General features: G+C 36.2%; 16 protein-coding genes and 1 tRNA gene. 10 read left to right on the forward strand and 7 right to left on the reverse strand.

Annotation, left to right across the window (positions count from 1 at the left end; all coding sequences use genetic code 11):
* Positions 1-15: 15 nt before the first annotated feature.
* The gene (locus DWB61_RS01220; protein WP_125029071.1) at positions 16-1428 is read left to right on the forward strand and encodes a DUF5723 family protein; all 1413 of its coding nucleotides are present in this window, start codon (positions 16-18) and stop codon (positions 1426-1428) included.
* A gap of 84 nt (positions 1429-1512) precedes the next feature.
* Here the strand turns inward: DWB61_RS01220 and DWB61_RS01225 are convergent, their stop codons facing one another.
* Positions 1513-3501 carry a GTP-binding protein gene (locus DWB61_RS01225; RefSeq protein ID WP_125029072.1) on the reverse strand — a complete coding sequence of 663 codons (1989 nt, stop codon included), beginning with the start codon at positions 3499-3501 and terminating at the stop codon, positions 1513-1515.
* 507 nt (positions 3502-4008) lie between these two features.
* On the opposite strand from DWB61_RS01225, the gene DWB61_RS01230 reads away from it, so the two are divergent.
* The 4 genes from DWB61_RS01230 (at position 4009) to DWB61_RS01245 (ending at position 7479) form a co-directional block, all read left to right on the forward strand.
* Positions 4009-4260 (forward strand): DUF4834 family protein, encoded by a 252-nt coding sequence (locus DWB61_RS01230; protein ID WP_125029073.1) that lies wholly within the window; start codon positions 4009-4011, stop codon positions 4258-4260.
* 118 nt (positions 4261-4378) lie between these two features.
* Positions 4379-5932, forward strand: a complete 1554-nt coding sequence (locus tag DWB61_RS01235) for a glycine--tRNA ligase (protein WP_125029074.1) — start codon at positions 4379-4381, stop codon at positions 5930-5932.
* A gap of 499 nt (positions 5933-6431) precedes the next feature.
* A tRNA-Leu gene (locus DWB61_RS01240) sits at positions 6432-6513 on the forward strand.
* Positions 6514-6573: 60 nt separating this feature from the next.
* Complete coding sequence (locus tag DWB61_RS01245) at positions 6574-7479, forward strand: DNA/RNA non-specific endonuclease (RefSeq protein WP_125029075.1); 906 nt, start codon at positions 6574-6576, stop codon at positions 7477-7479.
* 67 nt (positions 7480-7546) lie between these two features.
* On the opposite strand, the gene DWB61_RS01250 is transcribed toward DWB61_RS01245, so the two are convergent.
* The 6 genes from DWB61_RS01250 to DWB61_RS01275 form a co-directional block, all read right to left on the reverse strand.
* Positions 7547-8548, reverse strand: a complete 1002-nt coding sequence (locus DWB61_RS01250) for a histidine kinase (RefSeq protein ID WP_125029076.1) — start codon at positions 8546-8548, stop codon at positions 7547-7549.
* Between the two features lie 3 nt (positions 8549-8551).
* Positions 8552-9991, reverse strand: a complete 1440-nt coding sequence (locus tag DWB61_RS01255) for an MBOAT family O-acyltransferase (RefSeq protein WP_125029077.1) — start codon at positions 9989-9991, stop codon at positions 8552-8554.
* Positions 9992-9997: 6 nt separating this feature from the next.
* On the reverse strand, positions 9998-10240 hold the full coding sequence (locus DWB61_RS01260) for an acyl carrier protein (RefSeq protein WP_125029078.1): 243 nt from the start codon (positions 10238-10240) through the stop codon (positions 9998-10000).
* Between the two features lie 14 nt (positions 10241-10254).
* Positions 10255-11757: an amino acid adenylation domain-containing protein gene (locus DWB61_RS01265; protein WP_125029079.1), complete on the reverse strand. Its 1503-nt coding sequence runs from the start codon at positions 11755-11757 to the stop codon at positions 10255-10257.
* Positions 11758-11843: 86 nt separating this feature from the next.
* Positions 11844-12323: a DUF6438 domain-containing protein gene (locus tag DWB61_RS01270; RefSeq protein WP_125029080.1), complete on the reverse strand. Its 480-nt coding sequence runs from the start codon at positions 12321-12323 to the stop codon at positions 11844-11846.
* A 139-nt stretch (positions 12324-12462) separates the two neighbouring features.
* Entirely contained in the window at positions 12463-13431 is a 969-nt protein-coding gene (locus DWB61_RS01275; RefSeq protein ID WP_125029081.1) for a zinc-binding metallopeptidase, read from the reverse strand.
* Positions 13432-13667: 236 nt separating this feature from the next.
* On the opposite strand from DWB61_RS01275, the gene DWB61_RS01280 reads away from it, so the two are divergent.
* The 5 genes from DWB61_RS01280 (at position 13668) to DWB61_RS01300 (ending at position 21757) form a co-directional block, all read left to right on the forward strand.
* Entirely contained in the window at positions 13668-14195 is a 528-nt protein-coding gene (locus tag DWB61_RS01280) for an RNA polymerase sigma factor (RefSeq protein WP_125029082.1), read from the forward strand.
* Between the two features lie 143 nt (positions 14196-14338).
* Positions 14339-15241: a FecR family protein gene (locus tag DWB61_RS01285; RefSeq protein ID WP_125029083.1), complete on the forward strand. Its 903-nt coding sequence runs from the start codon at positions 14339-14341 to the stop codon at positions 15239-15241.
* Entirely contained in the window at positions 15241-17799 is a 2559-nt protein-coding gene (locus tag DWB61_RS01290) for a FecR domain-containing protein (RefSeq protein WP_125029084.1), read from the forward strand. Before DWB61_RS01285 ends, DWB61_RS01290 begins: the two co-directional genes overlap by 1 nt.
* A 123-nt stretch (positions 17800-17922) precedes the next feature.
* Entirely contained in the window at positions 17923-20544 is a 2622-nt protein-coding gene (locus tag DWB61_RS01295; RefSeq protein WP_158614343.1) for a YfhO family protein, read from the forward strand.
* Complete coding sequence (locus DWB61_RS01300) at positions 20534-21757, forward strand: CDP-glycerol glycerophosphotransferase family protein (protein ID WP_125029086.1); 1224 nt, start codon at positions 20534-20536, stop codon at positions 21755-21757. Before DWB61_RS01295 ends, DWB61_RS01300 begins: the two co-directional genes overlap by 11 nt.
* Positions 21758-21772 lie beyond the last annotated feature (15 nt).

Genomic DNA, 21772 nt, shown 5'->3' on the forward strand with positions numbered 1-21772 from the left:
GCTTCAGCGCAAAAAATGAACAACACGCTGTACTTGATGCAGAATGTTCCTCAGAGCAATCAGTTGAATCCTGCCATTCAACCAGAATGTAAAGTTTTTCTGGGTTTCCCAGGTCTAAGTTCAATTTATGTGAACTATGCGAATAATGGTTTCACTTATAATGATATTATTAAGGATGGTACAGGTTTGCAAAAGGATTCTTTGGTAGTAGATATCAATAGTTTTCATGATGCACTGCAGTCAACCAATACGATTGTGAATCAACTTGATTATACCTTTTTCTCATTGGGTATTCGTGCTAAAAAGATGTTCTTCACTCTTGATATGAGTTCAAAAATTGATACCCGTTTAGGTTTTGATAAAGGACTGATTTCTTTCCTGAAGAATGGAAATGCTGGATATATGGGACGTACAGCAAATTTGGGAGCTATAGGTCTTGATGGTACTGCTTATAATGAAGTTGCTTTGGGTGTTTCGAAGCAGGTGACTGAAAAACTAACTGTAGGTGTTAAAGCTAAGATGCTTTTTGGTGTGGCCAACATGCATATGGATCAATCAAATTTATCGGTTTATACATCTGAATCGGGCGATTTAGTTCGCTTACATTCTAAACAATTGATGAAAGTGTCTATGCCGCTAGACGTCACTCAAGATGCTGATGGTTATATTGACGATATTGATGTGCTTGATGATGATTTGGATGCCACTTTCTTTTCAGGAACCAACAATAAGGGTTTTGCTTTTGATTTAGGAGCGACATACCAATTTGATGAAAAAACAACTTTCTATGCCAGTATTCTTGATATTGGAGGTATTAAATGGAACGATACTTACGAGTTATCTCAAGATGCGACTTTTGATTGGCAAGGTGGCGATTGGTCTCAATCTGGAAATTCAAATGATCCGAATTATCGCGAGATTGAAGACGTCATGGAAGATTTGACGGATTCTATTTCAGATGCCTTCCGATTTAAAGATAAAGCCGGTTCTTACTCAAAAGCTTTACCAACTAAAATATATCTTGGAGGATCTTATAAATTGAACGAACGTGTGAATGTTGGCGCTGTTAGTCGTACAGAGATTTATAATGGTAAGCTTCGTCCATCACTTAGTTTATCTGCTAATACAAGAGTGATTCGTAATTTTTCGGCATCAGTTAGTTATTCTATGGTGAATAATTCATACAACAACGTAGGTGCGGGTATTGCTGCTAAATTAGGACCTTTTCAGATTTATGCTGTAAGTGATAATATTCTTGCAATGAATCCGAATACCGCAAAGACGGCGAATTTCCGATTTGGCATGAATATGATGTTTGGTTGTAGAAAAAAGACGGTTAAGAAGGATGTTTGCAAAATTCAAGAAGATCTAATTCTTGAGCACATGGAAAAGGTTAAAGAACAAAATAAAAAAGAAATGGAAGAGTAATTTCTGATTATAAATATTCTAAAAAAGAGCTTATCTGAAGGGATAAGCTCTTTTTTTTTTCGTCTGGTCTGGAAAAAGATGTAATTACAAGCGCCATTCATTGGTTTTAAAAGCACCTCGGGCATGAAGTATCCACTGACTTTCGTCCAAAGGATTGACACCTTTATATTCTCTTTGTTTCTCTTCTCCTCCGGGACAATCTTGATAGCACGAAAAGCCAAACTTCACTTTCCCCTTACCTCCCGTAAGGGAACTCAAGCGGATATTAAAATCCATGGATGTTGCTGCTGGAACTTCCCCTTCAAGGTGAAACTTTCCATCGTCAAATTCAGGATTAGCAAATACAGCTCGCATTTGATTTAATTCACCCGCAATTTTTCCAAGAAATTCTTCCGGTGCCGATATTTTAAACTTCAATATGGGCTCTAATAAATTTGTGTCAGCCTCTAGTAGACCTTTCATAAGTCCCATGGGTGTTGCTATCATGAAATCGCCGGGACGTGAATGCATCTCATGATCTTCCCCTTCGATAAGCGTAATTTTTATGTCGGTAACTTCCCATCCTTTAATTCCCTGTTCTAAAGCTTTGGGAATGGTTCGTTTTATTTCATTCTGATATTTTTGAAGGACATCGTTTACCCCAACTATCGATTTATAAGTTACGCCACTTCCACGCACACCAGGTTCTATTTTAAATCGTGCCACAGCCCAGCAAGGCTTAGGCATAGTGTAACGGATATAAGCTTCAGTTTCTCTTGCTGGAGTTTCTTTATAAACGACGGTGGGCTCATCAAAACTAACTTCTACTCCAAATCGACTATAAAGCAGCATCTCCAAAATTTCCATTTGAATGGTTCCCATGATATGAAGATTCATTTCTCGATCTTTCTTAAACCACTCAAATTGTAATAAGGGATCTTCACTCGAAAGTTCTTGCAAGGCTTCAGCCAGCTTGGCATAATCAGCTTCATTTTTTGATTTTATGCCAACAATCAGTAGTGGGATTTGCAATGTTGTATTTTCTGGAACACCATTTTTACTCCCCAATATATCACCAACCTGAACCTCTGGCATACCACTAACCAAACCTATATCTCCAGCTTCTAATGCTCCAATATCTATATGTTTATTAGTGTATATTTTCCGTATGAGTGAGACTTTTTCATCTCTGTTAGCGACTACATTCCTGATACTATCTCTATTTTTCAAACTTCCTGCAAACATGCGGATATGGGCTAAACGTCCAAGTGTTTTATCGTGTTCTATTTTAAATACTAAGGCTGAGGGTTCGCTTTCTGATTCTATTGATACTTCTGGAAAATAATTGACGATGGCATCCAATAACTCTGGCATACCTAAACCATTTTTAGCTACTCCTAATAATACTGGGTTTAGTTTGGATTGCTTGCATAAGTTTTGAGCTTTAGATAGACAGTAGGAGGGATCCAACACGTCTCCTTCCAAATACTTTTCGAGTACTTCTTCGTCGGTATTGGCTAAGACCTCGAGAGATAATTCTTTTAGATCGTCTCCCAATTCATTGGTTTCATTTGTCCATAAATGCTGAATGATAGCTTCATTACTTGCTTCATCGCTACAGGTTTGAAGCGCAAATACGGGTGTTTTTAGTTCTTTTTGTAGATCTTTAAATACTTGAAGAACATCGGCACCTGGACGGTCGATTTTATTGATGAAAATAAGCACAGGTATACCTCGTTCGCAAAGAGCTTCGTATAAAGTATGCGTATGGGCCTGTACGCCTTCTACTGCTGAAACAACAAGTATGGCTGCATCTAAAACCCGAAGAACACGTTCCACCTCGGCTGAAAAATCGACGTGCCCTGGTGTGTCAATCAAATTAATCTGTGTGTTCTCCCATATAAATGAAGTGCAGGCTGAACGTACCGAAATACCACGTTCCTTTTCTACCTGAAGCGAATCGGTGATGGCACTTCCCGTATCCACACTCCCCATTTTTCGTGTCGCTCCTCCTAAAAAAAGGAGATTCTCTGTAATGGTTGTTTTACCTGCATCTACATGGGCCAGAACGGCAATATTTCGTATGTTTTGCATTTTTATTAAAATGATATTCAAAAAATAGGTTCTGAATCCGATTCTGGATCATAGTAGTGAATGCCAGATCCTAGATCCTAGATTCAAGGCTAATTCAATTATCAAAATCAGCAGCTTTGCGCTTTTCAGGCTATGAATATAAGGAAGTATAGTGTGGGATAAAAAGTTTAATAATAAATAGATTTAAGCTAAAACATGTTTTCTTAAAGAGATGAGATAGAGTGCACGTATTAAATATAGAAACAAGGCTTGTGTTAGGGTTCCAATAGCTATCGAAAGAAGAGAAAATTCCGTATCGGAGATTATAACAATGCGACTTCTATCGAAGGCTCTGGTTTCGATAGAAGTAAATTATAATTAAAGATGAGAGAGAGCGAGGAATTGTAACGAAAGGCTCGCCGCTTATAGCTCTTCTTAAGAGGCTATAAGAGAACACCCAAAAGCAAAAAGTGAAATGCGTATAAAAAAAAATGAAATGCTTATATTTGTCCTTCAAAATAAGATAAGATGGCATTATTAAGATTTATATTAGTTGCAGCAGGTATCTATTATCTGATTAAATTTTTGTTTCGAGCGTTTTTCCCAGTTATAGTGAAGAAGACTTTTGACAAGATGCAGCAACAACAAAAACAGCAGCAACAGCAGTATCAAGAAAAACCAGAAGGTGAAGTAACTGTTGAAAAGAACACGAAAAATAAAGGCAAGTTCGACACTAAAGGTGTAGGTGACTATGTCGATTTCGAAGAAGTTGACGATTAATTTATTTTAGAATTAAGAATGACTTTTAGGCATTTTGTGCTTTTGAATTTGTTCATGCTAAGATGATCGGCTACTTTTGTTATCCAATTTTAGAAAAAATAAAACTAAATAAAAAACTATGGCTCAGGAAGATGTTTTCAAAAAACTGGTAGCTCATTGTAAAGAATACGGATTCGTATTTCAATCATCAGAAATTTATGATGGTTTGTCTGCGGTTTACGATTATGCACAATTGGGTGTTGAATTAAAAAACAACATTAAAAAGTATTGGTGGGATTCGATGGTTAAACTGCACGAAAATGTGGTTGGTATTGATACTGCTATTTTTATGCACCCTACCATTTGGAAGGCATCGGGCCACGTTGATGCTTTTAATGATCCTTTGATTGATAATAAGGACTCGAAGAAGCGTTATAGAGCTGACGTTTTGATTGAAGATCTTTTGGCTAAGTATGAGGCTAAAATGGATAAGGAAGTTGCTAAAGCTCAAAAGAAGTTTGGCGAATCTTTTGATGAGGCTCAATTCCGTGAGACGAACCCTCGTGTGCTGGCTAATAAAGAAAAGATGGATGCTGTGCATGCTCGTTTCGTTGAAGCGTTAGATAAAAATGACTTAGTAGAGTTGAAGCAAATCATTATCGATAATGAGATTGTTTGTCCTATTTCTGGAACTAAAGATTGGACTGATGTTCGTCAGTTTAACTTGATGTTTTCAACTGATATGGGTTCAACAGCTGATGGAAGTAGTAAGATTTATCTTCGTCCGGAAACTGCTCAGGGTATTTTCGTGAACTACCTGAATGTACAGAAAACGGGTCGTATGAAAATCCCTTTCGGAATTGCTCAAATTGGTAAGGCATTCCGTAACGAGATTGTTGCCCGTCAGTTTATCTTCCGTATGCGTGAGTTCGAACAAATGGAACTTCAGTTCTTTGTTCGTCCAGGTGAGGAGATGAAATGGTTCGACGCATGGAAAGAAACGCGTATGAGCTGGCACAAAGCTCTTGGTTTTTCAGATGATAAATACCGTTTCCACGATCACGATAAGTTGGCTCACTATGCTAACGCTGCAACCGATATTGAATTTAAGTTCCCATTCGGATTTAAAGAGGTTGAAGGAATTCACTCTCGTACCGATTTTGACTTGAAACAGCACCAGGAATTCTCGGGTAAAAAGATCCAATATTTCGATCCTGAGTTGAATGCGAGTTATACACCCTATGTGGTTGAAACCTCAATTGGTGTAGACCGTATGTTCCTTCAGATTATGGCGGAAGCTTATCAGGAAGAAAAAATTGAAAAAGAAGACGGTAAAGTTGACGAACGAGTGGTATTGAGATTACCTGCAGCATTGGCTCCAGTTAAGTTGTGTGTGATGCCATTGGTTAAAAAAGATGGTTTACCTGATAAAGCTCGTGAGATCATTAACGACTTGAAATTCGATTTCAATTGTCAGTACGACGAGAAGGACTCGATTGGTAAGCGTTACCGTCGTCAGGATGCTATCGGAACGCCTTTTTGTGTGACTTTAGATCACCAATCGTTAGAAGATAATACTGTGACCTTACGTTATCGTGATACGATGGCTCAGGAGCGTGTTGAGATTGCGAAACTATATGATATCATTAAGTCAGAAGTAAGCATGAAAAAGTTATTCAAAAAGCTGAAATAGTCTTTACAAGCTTAAATATATCGAGAGGCATCCATTGGGTGCCTCTTTTTTGTCTCTACATGATTTATAAATGTGTAATAGTAGGATCTTATTTAAAAATAGGTATGCTATCTTTCTCTTGCAGAAAATCATAAAATATTGGTTACTTATTAAATTCAAACCGAACTCTAATAAATCTCTATCTGCAGATATTTGCAAAATATGCGTGAAATACGATACAAAATGCTATTCTCTCGCTGATGAAACGGATCATCACACTGGTTTTGGATAAGGTCTGGCTAGCCAATTGGACCGGGAGCAGGCTGGGAATACACCATGCCCAGCTAAAAATTAAGAAAAAAGAAAATTTATTTCTACAGGATGTTAGATATAGATTGATGAAAGTCAGAGAGGTATCTGTATAGGGCGGTTTCTCCGACTTTTTTTTATAAAAAAAAGCTTGTTTTTGTTTTGCAGGAATGAAACATTTCCATACATTTGCAACGCATTCAAAAGCAATGCCCAGATGGCGGAATTGGTAGACGCGCTGGTCTCAAACACCAGTGAGGCAACTCGTGCCGGTTCGATCCCGGCTCTGGGTACCGCGAAGATCCTCTTGAGAAATCAAGGGGATTTTTTTATGCTCTTTATTTTGAATCTCTATGACAAAAAAAATATTATTCTTTTTTTTTCTTTTGATTTCCTCACTTGGGTTTTCACAAGATTATAAATATCTGCCTACATATACAGGTGAAATCGTTAAACACAAAAACTATATTCTATCCTATAGCGAGAAGTTTGAGCAGGCACAATGGGTCGCTTATGAGCTAATTGCTGCTGAAACCATTGGTTTAGTTAAAAGAGCTGATAATTTTAGACCTGATCCTATCGTAAAAACAGGTTCTGCAAACCTAAACGATTATAGAGGGAGTGGTTACGACAGGGGGCATTTAGCACCTGCAGCTGATATGGGATTTTCTGAAGCAGCCATGTCGGAGAGTTTTTATATGTCGAATATGTCACCACAAAGGCCATCCTTTAATCGGGGGATATGGAAAAATCTGGAAATTCAGGTTAGAAACTGGGCAAAAGCCTACGATAAAATTTATGTGGTAACGGGCGCTGTCCTTAAGCCTGGGCTACCAATCATAGGGAAGAATAGGGTTGCAGTACCAGAGAAGTATTATAAAATTATTTTTCGAGAGAAGGCTGGTCAGTCAGATATGATTGCATTCCTATTGGCGAATAAGAAATCAGAACAGCCTTTGTCGAGCTTTATTGTAAGTGTGGATCAGCTTGAAAAGTTAACGGGACTTGATTTCTTTCCTCAGTTACCCGATGATTTAGAAAATAAGTTGGAAGCTCAACAAAATGCTCTTAAGTGGGATTTTGGACCTTGTAAAGGGAATCAGAGTATAGTAAGAACTGAAAAACATGCCGAAACAAGTCGAGTAAAACCATCTAAAGGCCAATGTTGTGGTAAAACAAAGAGTGGTTCACAATGTAAGCGAGAGGCTAGCTCAGGTTCTCGTTATTGTTGGCAGCATAAAAATAAAGGGAAAGCTTAACTTTCCCTTTTCTTATGAACAACTTAAAGCTCTATCCGTGTGATTCGATAAAAATGAACATTTAAGATTATTCCGTGTAAATTTCTTGCAAAATAATTCTACCTAGAAGAGGTCTGTAATGACTTTTTTCGTAAAAATATTCCTGATTCTCAGTGTAAATATTCTTACCTGAAAAATTATGGATTCGATCAGTTTCAAATATATTTTTTAGTTCGATTAAATCCTGATTATTAAATTTTCTCTGCGACCATTCTGGATTAATAATAATTTGATAATCGGTCTTATGTTTTTTGAATATTTCACAAATCTCACTAAGCATTTTCTTCTGAGTGTTAAAGATAACTTGAGAATAATCATCAATATGAAGCTCTCTAGCAGGGAATTCTTTTTTGTGAGTCACCCAATATTGTCTTTCAAATTGTTCAATTTCAGATTCTCTAGGGTTTCTGATATCATTGGTTAATTGGTTTCGATGATCATCCTTTTCCATAATAACACCTCGCATGTATTTCCGATAGGTATGGAAAATGCAATAATCAATATATGGAATTAAGAACTTTGGATTGAAAAAGGCTGTGATAAACTCTTTTTTAAATTCTGTTTCACTTATGCCACTAATGTCAGGATGCAAAATACGTGTATGCGAGGTATTTTTAACAACTTTTCCTAAAGTGTTATTATCAATTATAAGAAGAACATTTTTGATATAAACACCAGATTCATCCAAGCGTTTAATCTTTTTATAGATTGCGTATAAAGATTCCGAATTGGCATTTAGACGGATAGGATTCGCATTTTCCAAAAATGACTTCCAAATAGTAGTTGGGTACGCCATTGTACAAGAATTTCCCAGTATAAAGGAATCGTATTTTAAACTGTCTCTGTGGTTCAAAAAACTTTGCCAGCTAATGTATCCTTGATTGAGTTCTATAGGCTGATTATTGTAAGCTTTATAAGTATGATTTACCTTAAATGGATCAGAATAGAAATATCCAATAATTAAAGCTAATATCGGAAGAAGAAATATTCCAGTTTTTTTTACGAATGTAACAAGATCTTTGTTCGCCATAACCTAAAATTGTAAGTAGATGAAGTCGCTTGCACCAAAATCGCCACAAGAAAAAATGATGAAAATGATTAGGTAATAAACACTCCAACGTATAAGGATTGATTTTTGTTCAAATTTCCCCCATATATCCCATTTGCTATCAGTATATTCGTAAAGGAACATGAGAGATGTTGCAAGAGAGATAACTATGATATTGTGATCGCGCACACCCAAACTTATCTCTTTGTATGTTGATCCAATACCGTCAAAAATATGGTTGATAACATAAATGACATCAGCGAATTTTTCAATCTTAAAAAAGAGAAGAGATACTGCGAAGATGAGATAGGTTCTGATTATATTGTACGTTTTGAACCATTTACCTGAAAGATATTTGTTCCACTTTGTACACCATTTTGATCGACTCATTTCATAAATGATGACCCCGCCCTGAATGGCACCATAAATAATGAAATTCCAGCTGTCACCATGCCATAAGCCAAGTAGAATAAAAGTAATCAGCAAGGCATATACAATACCCCATGTACCCCAATTTCTTTTTCTGAAAGCTAATGGTTCATAGATATAATCTTTAACCCAAAAAGATAAACTCATATGCCAACGTCGCCAAAAATCTGTAATACTTTGTGCAATAAATGGGCGATTGAAATTAGGAGATAATCGATAACCTAGAATGGCAGCTCCACCAATTGCTATGTCTGTATATCCAGAAAAATCAGCATAAAGTTGTATTGGGTAAAATAGTGTTGCAACACAAAGTTGAGCTCCTGAATAATCTTGTACCGAAGCAAAGACATCATTCAGAGGAGTCGCTAATTGATTGGAAATAATCAGCTTTTTAAATAAACCAATAGCAATTAATCTTAGACCATAGCTTACTTTATCGTAATCAAAAGCTTTCTTTTCTTTAACTTGAGGTAGAAAATCTCCTGGACGTTCAATTGGTCCAGATAAGAATTTCATAAAGAACAACATATAAAGCAGGAAGTCACCCAAATTCTTTTCAGCTTCCTGCTCTTCCCAATAAACTTCAATGAGATAAGAAATTGACTGGAAGATATAAAATGATATCCCAAGAGGTAAAAATATTTTTGTGATTGAGGAATTCCAGTTACCACCTATCGTTTTTATAAATAAACTCAGATTAGCTTCAAGAAAGCCAAAATATTTAAAGAAAACTAGAATTGTTAAATGGGCTATTAGGCTGATTGTGAAGATTCGTTGCCGAGTTTTATCACTGTTTTGTTTATCAATCCAAATGCCAGAACTAAAGGTTATTATTGCTGTTGATACAGCAAGAGCCAGGTAGCCCCAATGATTGAATCCGATAAAAATGATGCTACCAGTCAATAACAACCATTTTCTCAATTGAGGAACTATTAAATAGAATATGCCCGTAATTAGAATAAAAAGGAACGCAAATTCCCACGAATTAAATATCATGATTTCTTAGGCTGTTTTTTTTTGAATATTTGTACACAACTCGCCAACGTTTTTCAACTTCATAATTTCTCTAAGCTTAAATTTGACCTTGAAATGTTGCTCTACCTCTGCAATTAATCTAATGTTATTCAAAGAATCCCATTCATCAACATCATCTGCTGTAGAGCTTTCGGTTAAGATAATTGTTGGCTTATTCAACACTTTACAAAAGATGCTATTTACTTCTTCTAATACTTGACTTAATTCCATTGTAATATTTATTTTTAAACTAATTCTAAGAGTTTTTTACGATCCACTTTACCACTCGAGTTTAATGGGAGTTCGTTAATTCCATATATGTTTTGGGGACACATATAAATTGGAAGCTTTTCCTTAAGAAAATCAATTATGCTTGTTTCCTCACCTTCGTACTTTTCGATAAAAAGATGTAACTCCTGATTCCCTAATTGGTTGGGTTTTGCAAGAACAACATTTGAGCCAATAGAATGATATTGTCTTACCGTATGCTCTATTTCGTTTAGTTCAACACGGAAGCCCTGAATCTGTACCTGGTAATCTTTTCGTCCGCAATAGTGTATACAATCTTTCTCATCAATAAAGCAAATATCACCCGTTCTGTAGTAGCGAGTCGGTACTTCAAAACAATCTAATTCGACAAATACTTCCTTCGATTTTTTCGGATCTTTCCAGTAACCTTCCATTAATTGAGCCCCAGCTACACACATTTCACCTTTTTCACCTTTTGGCACCTCTTGTAAGTTTTCGTCAACGATTATAGCGTGCATACTTTTAAACGCTTTACCAATAGCAAGCATTCCATTATATGTATCGATATCATTTGGATTTACGCGATAAGAAGTACAGTAAATTGTAGCTTCTGTAGGTCCGTATAGGTTGACTAATTCGGCATTGGGAGCGCAGGTGATAAATTGGGATAATAAATCCCAGTTTGATGCTTCGGCTGTTAGGATCAGATATTTAAGTTTTGGTAGGTTGATTTCTTCAAAGTAGGGTTGAAGATAAGAGAGCAATGAGGGTGCGATAGCAGCAAAGGTGAGTTCTTCATCCTCTAATAGCTCATAGACTTGTGTGTATTTTACACTATTTTGAGATACAGTGAAGATACAGGCGCCTAGTGTAAGTGGGTAAAGTGTAGAAACAACAGATACGTCAAAGCAAAGATCAAACATTTGAAGTAGCCTATCTTCTTTATTTAAATTAAAGTTTAACGAAGAGTAAGCATCATAAAAAGCATTTAGATTTCCATGAGAAATTGGTACCCCTTTGGGAACACCTGTACTTCCTGATGTGAAAATGATATAAGCCAATGAATCTGAATCTACTTGAGTCATTATCTTATCTAAAATACTCTCGGATTTTACATCGATTGTTGATATTAGATTTACATACTTAGGAATGTCTAACGAACAATTATCTTCATCCGAGTGTAGTATTAACTGAATATCAGTAGACTCAACTATTATTCTATTTCTACAGTTTGGATTCTGTGGGTTTAGAATAACATAGGTATTTCCAGAGAATAAAACAGCTAATAAACTGGCATAGGTTTCTATATTATTTTTTTCAATAATTCCTATACATTGAGCAGTTGGACCAGTATGTTGTTTTATAATATTATAGATCTCGGATATTCTTTTAGCGAGGCTTTTATAAGTATGATACTTCCCATCAATGAAAAACGCATTTCTATCAGGATGGCTTTGAATACCCTTTAGAATTTGGGTAAGTAAATTGTGATTATGCATGATATATACTGATTGTCGACTGAATTGAGTTGAAATTTATGTTGAATATGGTGCCGATTTATATTTTCGTAAATGAAAATTATTCTTTACTCATTAAGTAGCATTGATGTTAACTTGTGATGTTTCTTCTTATTGGATGTAGATACATTTTCCTGTATTAATTCATCCAGTTTCTCGACAATACCTTTAAAAGGTGATGAATTCCAAGAGGAACGATAATAGTGTGATTTACCTTTATACTTTAGAGTCGTATAGGGTACATCCCGATATTTTGTCTTCTGCTGAAGCTTGATTTCTTGAAATTTTAACTCTATAAATAGTTCTTGTAGCTTATCTAATTCAACTTTACTCAGCTTGAATTTGAATAAGCCTTTATGGGTGACATTTGAAATTCCATGATAAAGAGCTTCACCTTCTGTGTTAATGTTGAGCTCATAAACAGGACATTTACCCCGACATCTCGATTTTATTAATGTAATCAGGTTTGATTGTTGTGAATATTCCGCCTTTTGATAGGCCGAACAACTTATCAGTAAAATTGCGACTAGTATTCCTATCGCTTTCATAAGAATTTATTTTAAGTTGTGATGAAAATAATTTAGGCTAAATGAAGAATCATCCCAGTTTAAAACTGGGATGATAACTTCTATGATTCTTAATCCCCTAAAAAAAGAATCACATTTGAAGAGTAGGTTAATACTAACTTCAAGATCTTTTTTGACCTGTCTTACCGAAGGTCGCTCCACGTTTCCAGACTTTAATCACAGGTGCCGATTTGGATTTAGTGCCAATGCTCAATGATCTACGGATGTAATTTCTCAATTCAACCAATTCAGGATAGTTATATAATAGTTGAACTTTTTTATTGGCATAGGTATCGCCTGTTGGTTTGTCGAATATGACAAAGTGAGTAAAGCATTCAGCAATGTCCTCAGCAGGATTAGTTGAAGCATATTGTGTCACAAATCGATCCTGATATTTCTCGTAGAAAGCTTGTTGTTTGCTTTCGTCATCACCAAGGTTTTTAAATTCAGCCTCAATATCTTTCCAGTAGTTTTGGTAAAGAGCATTTATATATGATTCATCTCGAGCTTCGCCTTCACCAGGGAAATAGTTTTTACTGTCACTTTCATTTTTACTGGAATTTACCTGGGTATTATTAAGCGTTAAAACATGACCAAATTCATGAATAATAGTATACGATAATTCCCCATCTTTATTAAATCCTCCTTCGTATGCAAAGTCCATGGCTATACCGATTTGCCATTTTGTAAGGTCTTCTATTGTTTGAACGACATACCCGGCAGTTCCATTTCCTTCACCAGTAAAAACAATATATTCATTGAAAAACTTGGTGTGATTATCTGGAACAATCTTACTTATTAAACTCCATATTTCTTGATGTTTTTTTGTGTCTTTTTGGAGTTCCAGAAAACGATCTTCAACCTGATAGTCCTTCAGTTTCTTTATGTCACGACCTTCTACCGAATAAAGAGTTATGCTTCCTTCTTCGTCAGATTGATTGGTTTTCTCCTCCTCCTTAGGAGGGTCTGGAGTAACGACCTTTTCAGGTTCAACATTATCTTCGTCTTTATCGCAAGCATTAAATGTGCTGATCACTAATAGGGACAGCAAAAGAATCATAAGTATTCTTAGTCTTTTTTGAAGTAGCATAGTATCCAATTTTTAGTTTGACTTGTATTACTAAAACAAGCCTCGAATTAAATACCCTACTTTTTGAAAAAAAATGTTTAGACTTTAACAATTTGCACAATACGCTCCCTTATTAATTATGAGAACTTAAAAAAAAAATGTAAATCGTATTAACTTGCAAAATTTCATTTAAATTGAGCCCAATTTAAATATCGTGGAGTTTGTGAAACGCCTATTTTTATATCGAAAGAAAACCTGTGGAAGAATTAGATAAGAAAAATACAAATTTATCCTTGTGTAAAACGAAGGTGTTCGAGAGGGTGTTTAATTTACATGCCCCCTTACTCCATAGTTTTATCTACTACAAGTGCGGTGATGCTGATATGTCTGAGGATATTGTGCAAGAAGCTTTCGTTAAACTTTGGGAGAATTGTAAAAAAGTACTTTTCTTGAAAGCTAAATCCTTTGTCTATACTGTTGCAAAAAATCTATTTCTTAATCATGTTTCGCATCAGAAGGTTAGGCTGAAATACCATCAGGAAACCCCGGATGAGTTAAATATTGAGAGTCCTGAATACATTATGGAAGAGTCAGAGTTTCGTGTGATTTTAAATGATGCTATAGCTGATTTGCCTGAAAAGCAACGTGTTGTTTTTCTGTTGAATAGAATTGAGAAAAAAACATATGCCGAGATTGCAGAAATGTTAGATGTCTCGGTAAAAGCCATTGAAAAAAGAATGCATAATGCATTGGTTTCGCTAAGAGAAAAGATTGATCATATTTAAAGTAGGGTAATTGCCCTTTTAACTGTTTAAATAGTAGATCAATTAAATAACAAAGAGATAGTTTTAGAATCTGTTTAAGCCTTTTAAGAGATTTTTTGCATCATTTTATCCTGATATATGATTCGGGACTTAAATTTAAACCCATGAATAAAGACTTCACTGATGATACATTTTTGGCAAGATGGCTTAATGGCGAGTTGTCTGATGAGGAAGTGAAGGCTTTCGAGAAAACCAAAGATTTTCATTCTTATAAAAAAATAGCGGAAACGTCAGCTTTATTAGAGGCACCTTTTTTCGATAAGAAAAAGGCTTTTCAGGCGCTTTTGCAAAATAGAATGGCTGCAAAGAAAAAGCCTGTAATTACTCTATGGTCTTATTGGTTAGCAGCTTCTGTTGCTATATTGATGGGCATCTTCTTTTTATTACCTTCAGAAACAGCATACAAAAGTCTAGGCGGAGAACGACTTGCATTTAATTTGCCAGATGGGTCAAAAGTCAAGTTAAATTCAATGTCTGAAATTTCGTTTCATGAGAAAAAATGGGATAATAAAAGAGAGTTAAAACTAAAAGGGGAAGCTTATTTTAAAGTGATTCCCGGATCGAAATTTAAGGTGCATACCAATCTTGGTGATGTGAGTGTATTGGGAACTGAGTTTAATGTTCATTCCCGAGACAATTTTTTTGAAGTCCTTTGTTTTGAGGGGCGTGTAAAAGTTGATTTTATGGGAGATTCTATCATTCTAAAAGCAGGGGATGCTGTTCGTTTTATGGATAAGAATAAAGAGTCTTGGATTTTTTCACAACAATCTCCATCATGGGTAAAAGGGGAAAGTACTTTTGAAAACTTGCCTCTTAAAGAGGTCGTGAAGGCTCTAGAACGTCACTATAAAGTTCGTTTTGAGGCTAAGGGGATTGATCTGAATCAACGATTTACAGGGAGTTTTACTCATGATGATTTAAAGCTGGCTCTTAAGTCTGTTTTTTATCCTATGGGGATTAAATATAAAATAAGAGGAAAGCAACCGATTTTATTGTATCACAAATAATGAAGTATCTAATCTTATTTTTCTTCATCCTGATTACATTTCCGCTCTTATCTCAAGAGAAAGCCAGTACTTTTAGCTTTGAAAATGCAAGCTTAAAAGAGGTATTGAATAAGCTTGAATCTCAATTTGATGTTCGTTTCTCATATCGCGACGATATAGCGAGTCAGTATACATTTAGTTTCGAGATTTCAGAGGCCTCACTTGATGTCATAATTGCTAAACTTCAGCAGGAATCCCATTTGGTTTTTGAGAAGATAAGTTCTCGGTACATCATTGTGAAAGATTCTGATACTGCAAGGTTTATCACCATAAAAGGTCGGCTAGTCGATAAGGTAACACAAACGCCTCTTTGGGGCGGAACGATTATTAATCGTAGTCAAAATAGAGGCTGTATCTCTGATGAAGAAGGCTATTTTGAATTGACAAAAAACGCTTCAGTTGATACAATATTGATTCAATATATTGGATTCGCATCTATAAAATTTTGCGCTAATATCATCAGTAATAATTTACCGATAAAGGCTGAATTATATGAATCGCATGAACAACTGAACGAAGTTTTGATTGATCAGATTAGTGATGGGACCGGAAATAATTACAATGGATCTATTATACTTTCTGCTGACGATATTAAGTCGGTAACTGCTTCTCCTGATCCAGATGTTTTTGAGACTCTTCAACTCCTTCCTGGAGTTATTAGTCCTTCTGAATCGAATTCTGATTTGCATATTAGAGGGGGGACGCCCGATCAGAATCTTATTTTATGGAACGGCATCACTATTTACCACAATTCTCATTTTTTTGGTATGATTTCGGCGCTTAATCCACACCAGATTTCCGACGTGAAGATTTTTCGAAGTGGTGCAAGTGCTCAATATGGTAATCGTATTTCCGGTGTTATCGATATGCGCTCTGATAGGAGGCTTCAAGAGCAAGTGACTGGGAGTTTAGGAGCTAATTTTAATTATATGGATGCCTTACTTAAGTTGCCAATTAAAAAGGATAAAGTTGGGGTAAGTTTAAGTTTCAGGAGATCGTATAATGATTTTATAAAAACCCCGTCCTTTAATCATTATTCTGATCGGGTTTTTCAGAATACTATTATATCAGAGAATAAAGCATTTGATTCAGAATACACCAAAACAAATACCGACTTTTATTTTAAGGATTTGTCCTTGAACACAACTATAAGTTTTTCAGATGATCATAAATTGTATGTGAATTATTTGTATTCGATCAACGATTTAGATTATTCATTTTCTATCGATGATTATTATAAAAGTGAGGATAGATTAAAAATCAGTAATCAGGGCTTGAGTCTGATTTCAGAAGGAAGATGGAGTCGGAATGTTCGACATAGTATAAAAGGAGAATTTGCATACTACGATCTCGATTATTCATATCAAGGAGAGATCGAAAATGGGGAGAAGTCCAAAAATATCAAAACAAATACGATTAAAGAGCTGGGACTTGATGCAGAGGTTCAAATTAGATTAGGTCCCTGGAGTAAATTGCGGACGGGATTACAAATGACTTCACAAACAGTTGATTATTTCTTTCAGAGCGTCGCAGATTCCTCTGATTATAATTATAACGATAAAAATAAAGGGGACGAGAATTCATTTGCCTTTTATTCTGAATTACAGTTTAATAGGAGAAAGGATTTTTATATCAATTTGGGATTAAGATTCAATTATTTGACATCAACAGAAGAGGTTTTTTTTGAACCTCGTCTATATGCAAAGCTAAAGCTGGCTAAACCACTTTATTTTAAGTTGGCTGCAAGCATCAAGAATCAAAATATAAGTCAAATTCTGGAGTTTCAAACGAGTGATTTTGGATTAGAAAATCAAGTTTGGGGACTGGCTGATAATTTGAATATTCCCATTCTAAAAAGCAAGCAGATATCGGGAGGATTAGAGTGGGAGAAGGATGGTGTGAATATCGGTTTGGAAACATACTTTAAGCAAGATGAGGGTTTGACTTCGGTTTCGAAAGCTTTTGTTAATAAGAATGTGTTTTATGCTGAAGGCAAAAGTAAAACATGGGGTTTTGATGCTCTTTGCAGAAAAAGAGGTCAGAATTATAATTCTTTACTGTCGTACTCTCTGATTAAAACCAATTATAGATTTCCTGATTTGAATGAAGGAAGAACATTTCGGGGTAATTTTGATATTCGACATGCTTTGGCCGCTGCCTTTACATACCATTGGCAGTTTTTCGAATTTTCTCTGAACTGGAAATGGCGAACAGGAAAACCCTATACTCCCGCCAATAGTATTGATCCCGAAAGCGGTCTAATCAATTATGATGAAATGAATAGTCAGAGGATTTCTAATTATCATCGACTCGATTTCTCATCGGCTTATAAGTTTAGCTTATCCAATTCAAGTAAAAGGCAGCTTAAACTGGGGTTTAGTTTGCAAAACGTATACGATAAAAAAAATGTTCTGGATAGGTCGTATATGATCTATTATGATGAGACATACCAAATGAACGAGATTAAAAGTTATTCTCTTGGAATAACACCCAATGTGTTTGTGCGATTTGAATTCTGATAAGCTTTTTATACTGAAGAGTAAAATATCAATAACTTATGTTCTTTAAAAAGCATGCCTATCTTTAGTATAAGCTTTCTGCTTTTTTTGTACTTTAGTGGCTTACAAAAAAAAGCGGTACACATGGATTTTAAAAGTCTCTTTCAAAAGCTGATTCCCTATCTATCAGCCATTTTTATTTTCTTAATTGTTGGGTTCATATACTTTCAGCCCGTTCTCGAGGGTAAGCAGTTGCGCAAAGGCGATTCTCTGAATGCCTGGGGTGGAAAAAAAGAGATTATCGATTTTCGAAATGCCACTGGGGAAGATCCACTTTGGACCAATTCCATGTTTGGAGGCATGCCTGCTTATCAAATTAATGTGGACTATCAGGCTAAGGATATGTATTTTTTTAAGCAACTGATGGAGCTGCATACGCCCGATCCGGTTCGTTACCTTTTGTTATACCTTATCGGATTTTATATTCTAATGCTTTCGCTGCGAGTCAACCCTTGGCTTGCTATAGCTGGGGCAGTCGCCTACGCATTTTCAACCTATTTTATCATCATCATAGGTGCGGGTCATCTCTGGAAAGTGAATGCACTGGCCTTTATTCCGCCTGCTTTGGGTGGAATTCTCATGGTTTTCCGTGGGCGCTACCTTTGGGGTGGCTTGTTGGCAACTTTCTTTCTGATATTGGAACTCTATTCCAATCACATTCAAATGACTTACTATTTTGCTATTATGGTTTTCTGTTTGGTGATATTCGAATTCTATCATCGACTGAAGGCTAAGGAAATGAAACATTTCTTTAAGGCGATAGGTGTTTTGTTTGCTGCTTCCTTTATCGCTATTGGAGTGAATAACACTAACCTTTATAATTCATACGAGTACAGTAAATCGACCATTCGTGGCAAGTCCGAATTGACTATTGGTGATAAAAACAATAAAACTGCTGGGCTCGATAAAGATTATGCGACCCAGTGGTCATATGGTATTCAGGAGACTTTGAGTTTGCTTATTCCTAATGTAAAAGGGGGAGCAGGTTCGCCGCAAGAGGCTGTTCAAATTGTGAATTACGTGAGTGGTGGTCAGATTAAAAAAGTTGACGATTATTATAAAATGGAGCAGGTCGATAACCATCACTATTGGGGGAATCAGCCTTTTACAGCCGGACCTGTTTATGTGGGTGCTTTGCTCATGTTTCTTTTCGTTTTAGGTCTATTTATCGTTCCCGGACGATTGAAATGGGGCTTGCTTACGGCAACCATTTTGTCTATTATGCTATCGTGGGGACACCACTTTGCTGGCTTAACCAACTTCTTTTTGGATTATGTGCCGCTTTACAACAAATTTCGTGTGGTTTCTTCCATACTGATTGTGGTTGAGCTATGTGTCCCTTTATTGGCCATTCTTGCTGTTAAAAAAATTATTGAAGAACCCGAAGTTTTAAAACGTAAAATAGCTTTTGGTTCATTTAAACTGAATATTGGAATTATTCCTCTAGTCTTAACGGGTGGTTTGGCTTTACTCTTATACCTACTGCCTAATTTAGGTTTGGATTTCATGAGTGATATTGAGAATAACTATCTGGCTCAAATTAAGTCGGCCAATCCAGATGCAATCGGGTTTATTTCTCAAATACAGACCGATTTAATCGATGCACGGATCTCTATTTTCAGAGCAGATGCCTTGCGTTCGGTGGCATTTGTAGCTTTGGGAGCTGCTTTATTGTTCCTGTTCTTTCGTAAGATGATAAATTCCAAGTTGATGATTTTGGCTTTAATTATCTTAATTGTAGCAGATCTTTGGCCAGTGAACAAGCGTTACCTCAATAACGACAGTTTTGTAGCGAAGAAAGATTTGAAGTTGGCTTTTAATCCGACTCAAGCGGACTATGAGATTCTACAAATGGAATTGAAAAATCATCCAGAACTGAAAGCGACACTTCAAAAGGCTGCAGCCGATTATAAAAAAGAGAACCGAAAAGCCAATCAGTTTGAAACGATTGCCGCTCAACTTTGGAGCTTGAATATGAATTCGAATTATCGTGTTTATAACACAACGGGTGGGGCTTTTCAAAATTCAAGTACTTCGTATTTCCACAAGTCAATTGGTGGATACCATGGTGCCAAACTAAGACGTATACAGGAACTTTACGATTTTCATATTGAGAAGAATAACCCTAAGGTTCTAAACATGCTGAATGCTCGTTATTCGATTGTTCGTACCGAGCAAGGTGGTACTCAGTCTGTTTATAATGCTGATGCATTAGGTTCGGCCTGGTTGGTTTCAAACTTTAAGTTGGTTGATAATCCTGATGAGGAAATTATGAGCCTGAATGCTTTCAATCCTGCCAGAGAGTTAATTGTTGATAAACGTTATGCCGATCAGGTAAATGGTTTTGTCTGTAGCCCCGATAGTTTGTCTGTCATTAAGATGACCCATTATGCGCCAAACGCTATTCAGTACGATTATCAATCAAAATCCGAGCAGTTGGCCGTTTTCTCTGAAATGTATTACCAACCCGGTTGGAATGCTTATGTCGATGGAGATTTAAAGCCACACTTTAGAGCCAATTATGTGTTGAGAGCGATGCGATTGCCAGCAGGTAAGCACAAAATAGAATTCAAATTCGAACCCAAAGCATTTTATGTGGGTGAGAACATTTCTTTAGCCTCTATGATTCTCTTCTTTACCTTGGTATTGGGAGGCTTGGTTTGGACTCTAAAATCAAATAGAAAAGCGACTAACGATGAGTCATAAACTCAGCAAAACAGAATGGTTCGTTAATTTTATGCAGAAAATTATTTTTCTGCATATGCTCATCTTTGTCCTTCGTAATTTCTACTATTTATTAGAGAAATTGGTGAGGAAGGATAAGCGAATTGCCTTGTTTTTTCTGACCGAGAAGTATTATTACGACAATTCGAAATATCTTTTTGAGTACATGCGCCAGAAGGACGATTTCAAATCCATCCTTTTTACAGCAAACAAAACGTTGTACGCTACCTTGCAAGATAAATTCCCTGGCGAGGTGGTTTATGCCTGGTCATTGAAAGGTTTATTCCTTTTTCTTCGAACACGAAATGTGATCATTTCATACGGGATTAGTGCAGCGCCATTTTTTCCTTATTATCTGCACGAGAAGTGCAAACATGTTATTTATTTAGGGCATGGTACACCCATGAAAAAGATGGGTTTGCAAACCGAAGTCTGGCAAAAGTATGGCAAGCGTTACCAGATGCAGAAATACAGCTATATGGCAGCTTGCTCACCACTGGAGCAAGTGATACATGGAGCAGGTTTTAATATCGATATGAACCATGTATGGGTGAGTGGTTTGCCACGTAACGATTATTTACTGTCTGCCTCGAAAGATGAGAAATTGACCGATAAGCACACTTATCTGAATCAAAAAGTGATTCTTTATGCGCCTACCTGGCGTGAAGAAACACAATCGGCAGAGTTTTTCCCTTTTCAGGATTTTGACTCTGAGCAATTGGATGCTTTTCTTGAAAAAGAACAGGCTTATATCCTTTTAAGAGGACATAAAGAAGATATCAAACGGGCTGATGAATTGAGCCATTTCGATGTTTCTAAAATGAAGCGTGTGATAAAGGCTGATCAGGATCTGTTCCCTGATGTTTATGAGCTGTTGCCTTACGTCGATATTTTAGTGACTGACTATTCATCCATCTGGATTGATTATTTGTTGCTCGATAGGCCGATTGTTTATATTCCTTACGATTTGGAAGAGTATAAGAAAACGAAAGGTCTGTTTTTAGATTTTGAAAAGAATACGCCAGGCTATAAGGCGGCTAACTATAAAGAGTTTGAGAATCAAATCGAAACTTATTTGCAGAAGCCGCAGGAACATGCCGATTGGCGAAAGACGATACGTGATATGTATCACACACATCAGGATGGTGAAAGCAGTCGACGTGTTTATCAACTGATCAAAGAATTGAATCAATAACATGAAGCCCGAGGG

The organism is Ancylomarina euxina (assembly GCF_003863355.1).
Lineage (GTDB): Bacteria > Bacteroidota > Bacteroidia > Bacteroidales > Marinifilaceae > Ancylomarina > Ancylomarina euxinus.

Coding starts and splice junctions, on each gene's coding strand:
- DWB61_RS01220 (WP_125029071.1), top strand. CDS start 16: ATGAACAACACGCTGTACTTGATGCAGAATGTTCCTCAGAGCAATCAG.
- DWB61_RS01225 (WP_125029072.1), bottom strand. CDS start 3,501: ATGCAAAACATACGAAATATTGCCGTTCTGGCCCATGTAGATGCAGGT.
- DWB61_RS01230 (WP_125029073.1), top strand. CDS start 4,009: ATGGCATTATTAAGATTTATATTAGTTGCAGCAGGTATCTATTATCTG.
- DWB61_RS01235 (WP_125029074.1), top strand. CDS start 4,379: ATGGCTCAGGAAGATGTTTTCAAAAAACTGGTAGCTCATTGTAAAGAA.
- DWB61_RS01245 (WP_125029075.1), top strand. CDS start 6,574: ATGACAAAAAAAATATTATTCTTTTTTTTTCTTTTGATTTCCTCACTT.
- DWB61_RS01250 (WP_125029076.1), bottom strand. CDS start 8,548: ATGGCGAACAAAGATCTTGTTACATTCGTAAAAAAAACTGGAATATTT.
- DWB61_RS01255 (WP_125029077.1), bottom strand. CDS start 9,991: ATGATATTTAATTCGTGGGAATTTGCGTTCCTTTTTATTCTAATTACG.
- DWB61_RS01260 (WP_125029078.1), bottom strand. CDS start 10,240: ATGGAATTAAGTCAAGTATTAGAAGAAGTAAATAGCATCTTTTGTAAA.
- DWB61_RS01265 (WP_125029079.1), bottom strand. CDS start 11,757: ATGCATAATCACAATTTACTTACCCAAATTCTAAAGGGTATTCAAAGC.
- DWB61_RS01270 (WP_125029080.1), bottom strand. CDS start 12,323: ATGAAAGCGATAGGAATACTAGTCGCAATTTTACTGATAAGTTGTTCG.
- DWB61_RS01275 (WP_125029081.1), bottom strand. CDS start 13,431: ATGCTACTTCAAAAAAGACTAAGAATACTTATGATTCTTTTGCTGTCC.
- DWB61_RS01285 (WP_125029083.1), top strand. CDS start 14,339: ATGAATAAAGACTTCACTGATGATACATTTTTGGCAAGATGGCTTAAT.
- DWB61_RS01290 (WP_125029084.1), top strand. CDS start 15,241: ATGAAGTATCTAATCTTATTTTTCTTCATCCTGATTACATTTCCGCTC.
- DWB61_RS01295 (WP_158614343.1), top strand. CDS start 17,923: ATGGATTTTAAAAGTCTCTTTCAAAAGCTGATTCCCTATCTATCAGCC.
- DWB61_RS01300 (WP_125029086.1), top strand. CDS start 20,534: ATGAGTCATAAACTCAGCAAAACAGAATGGTTCGTTAATTTTATGCAG.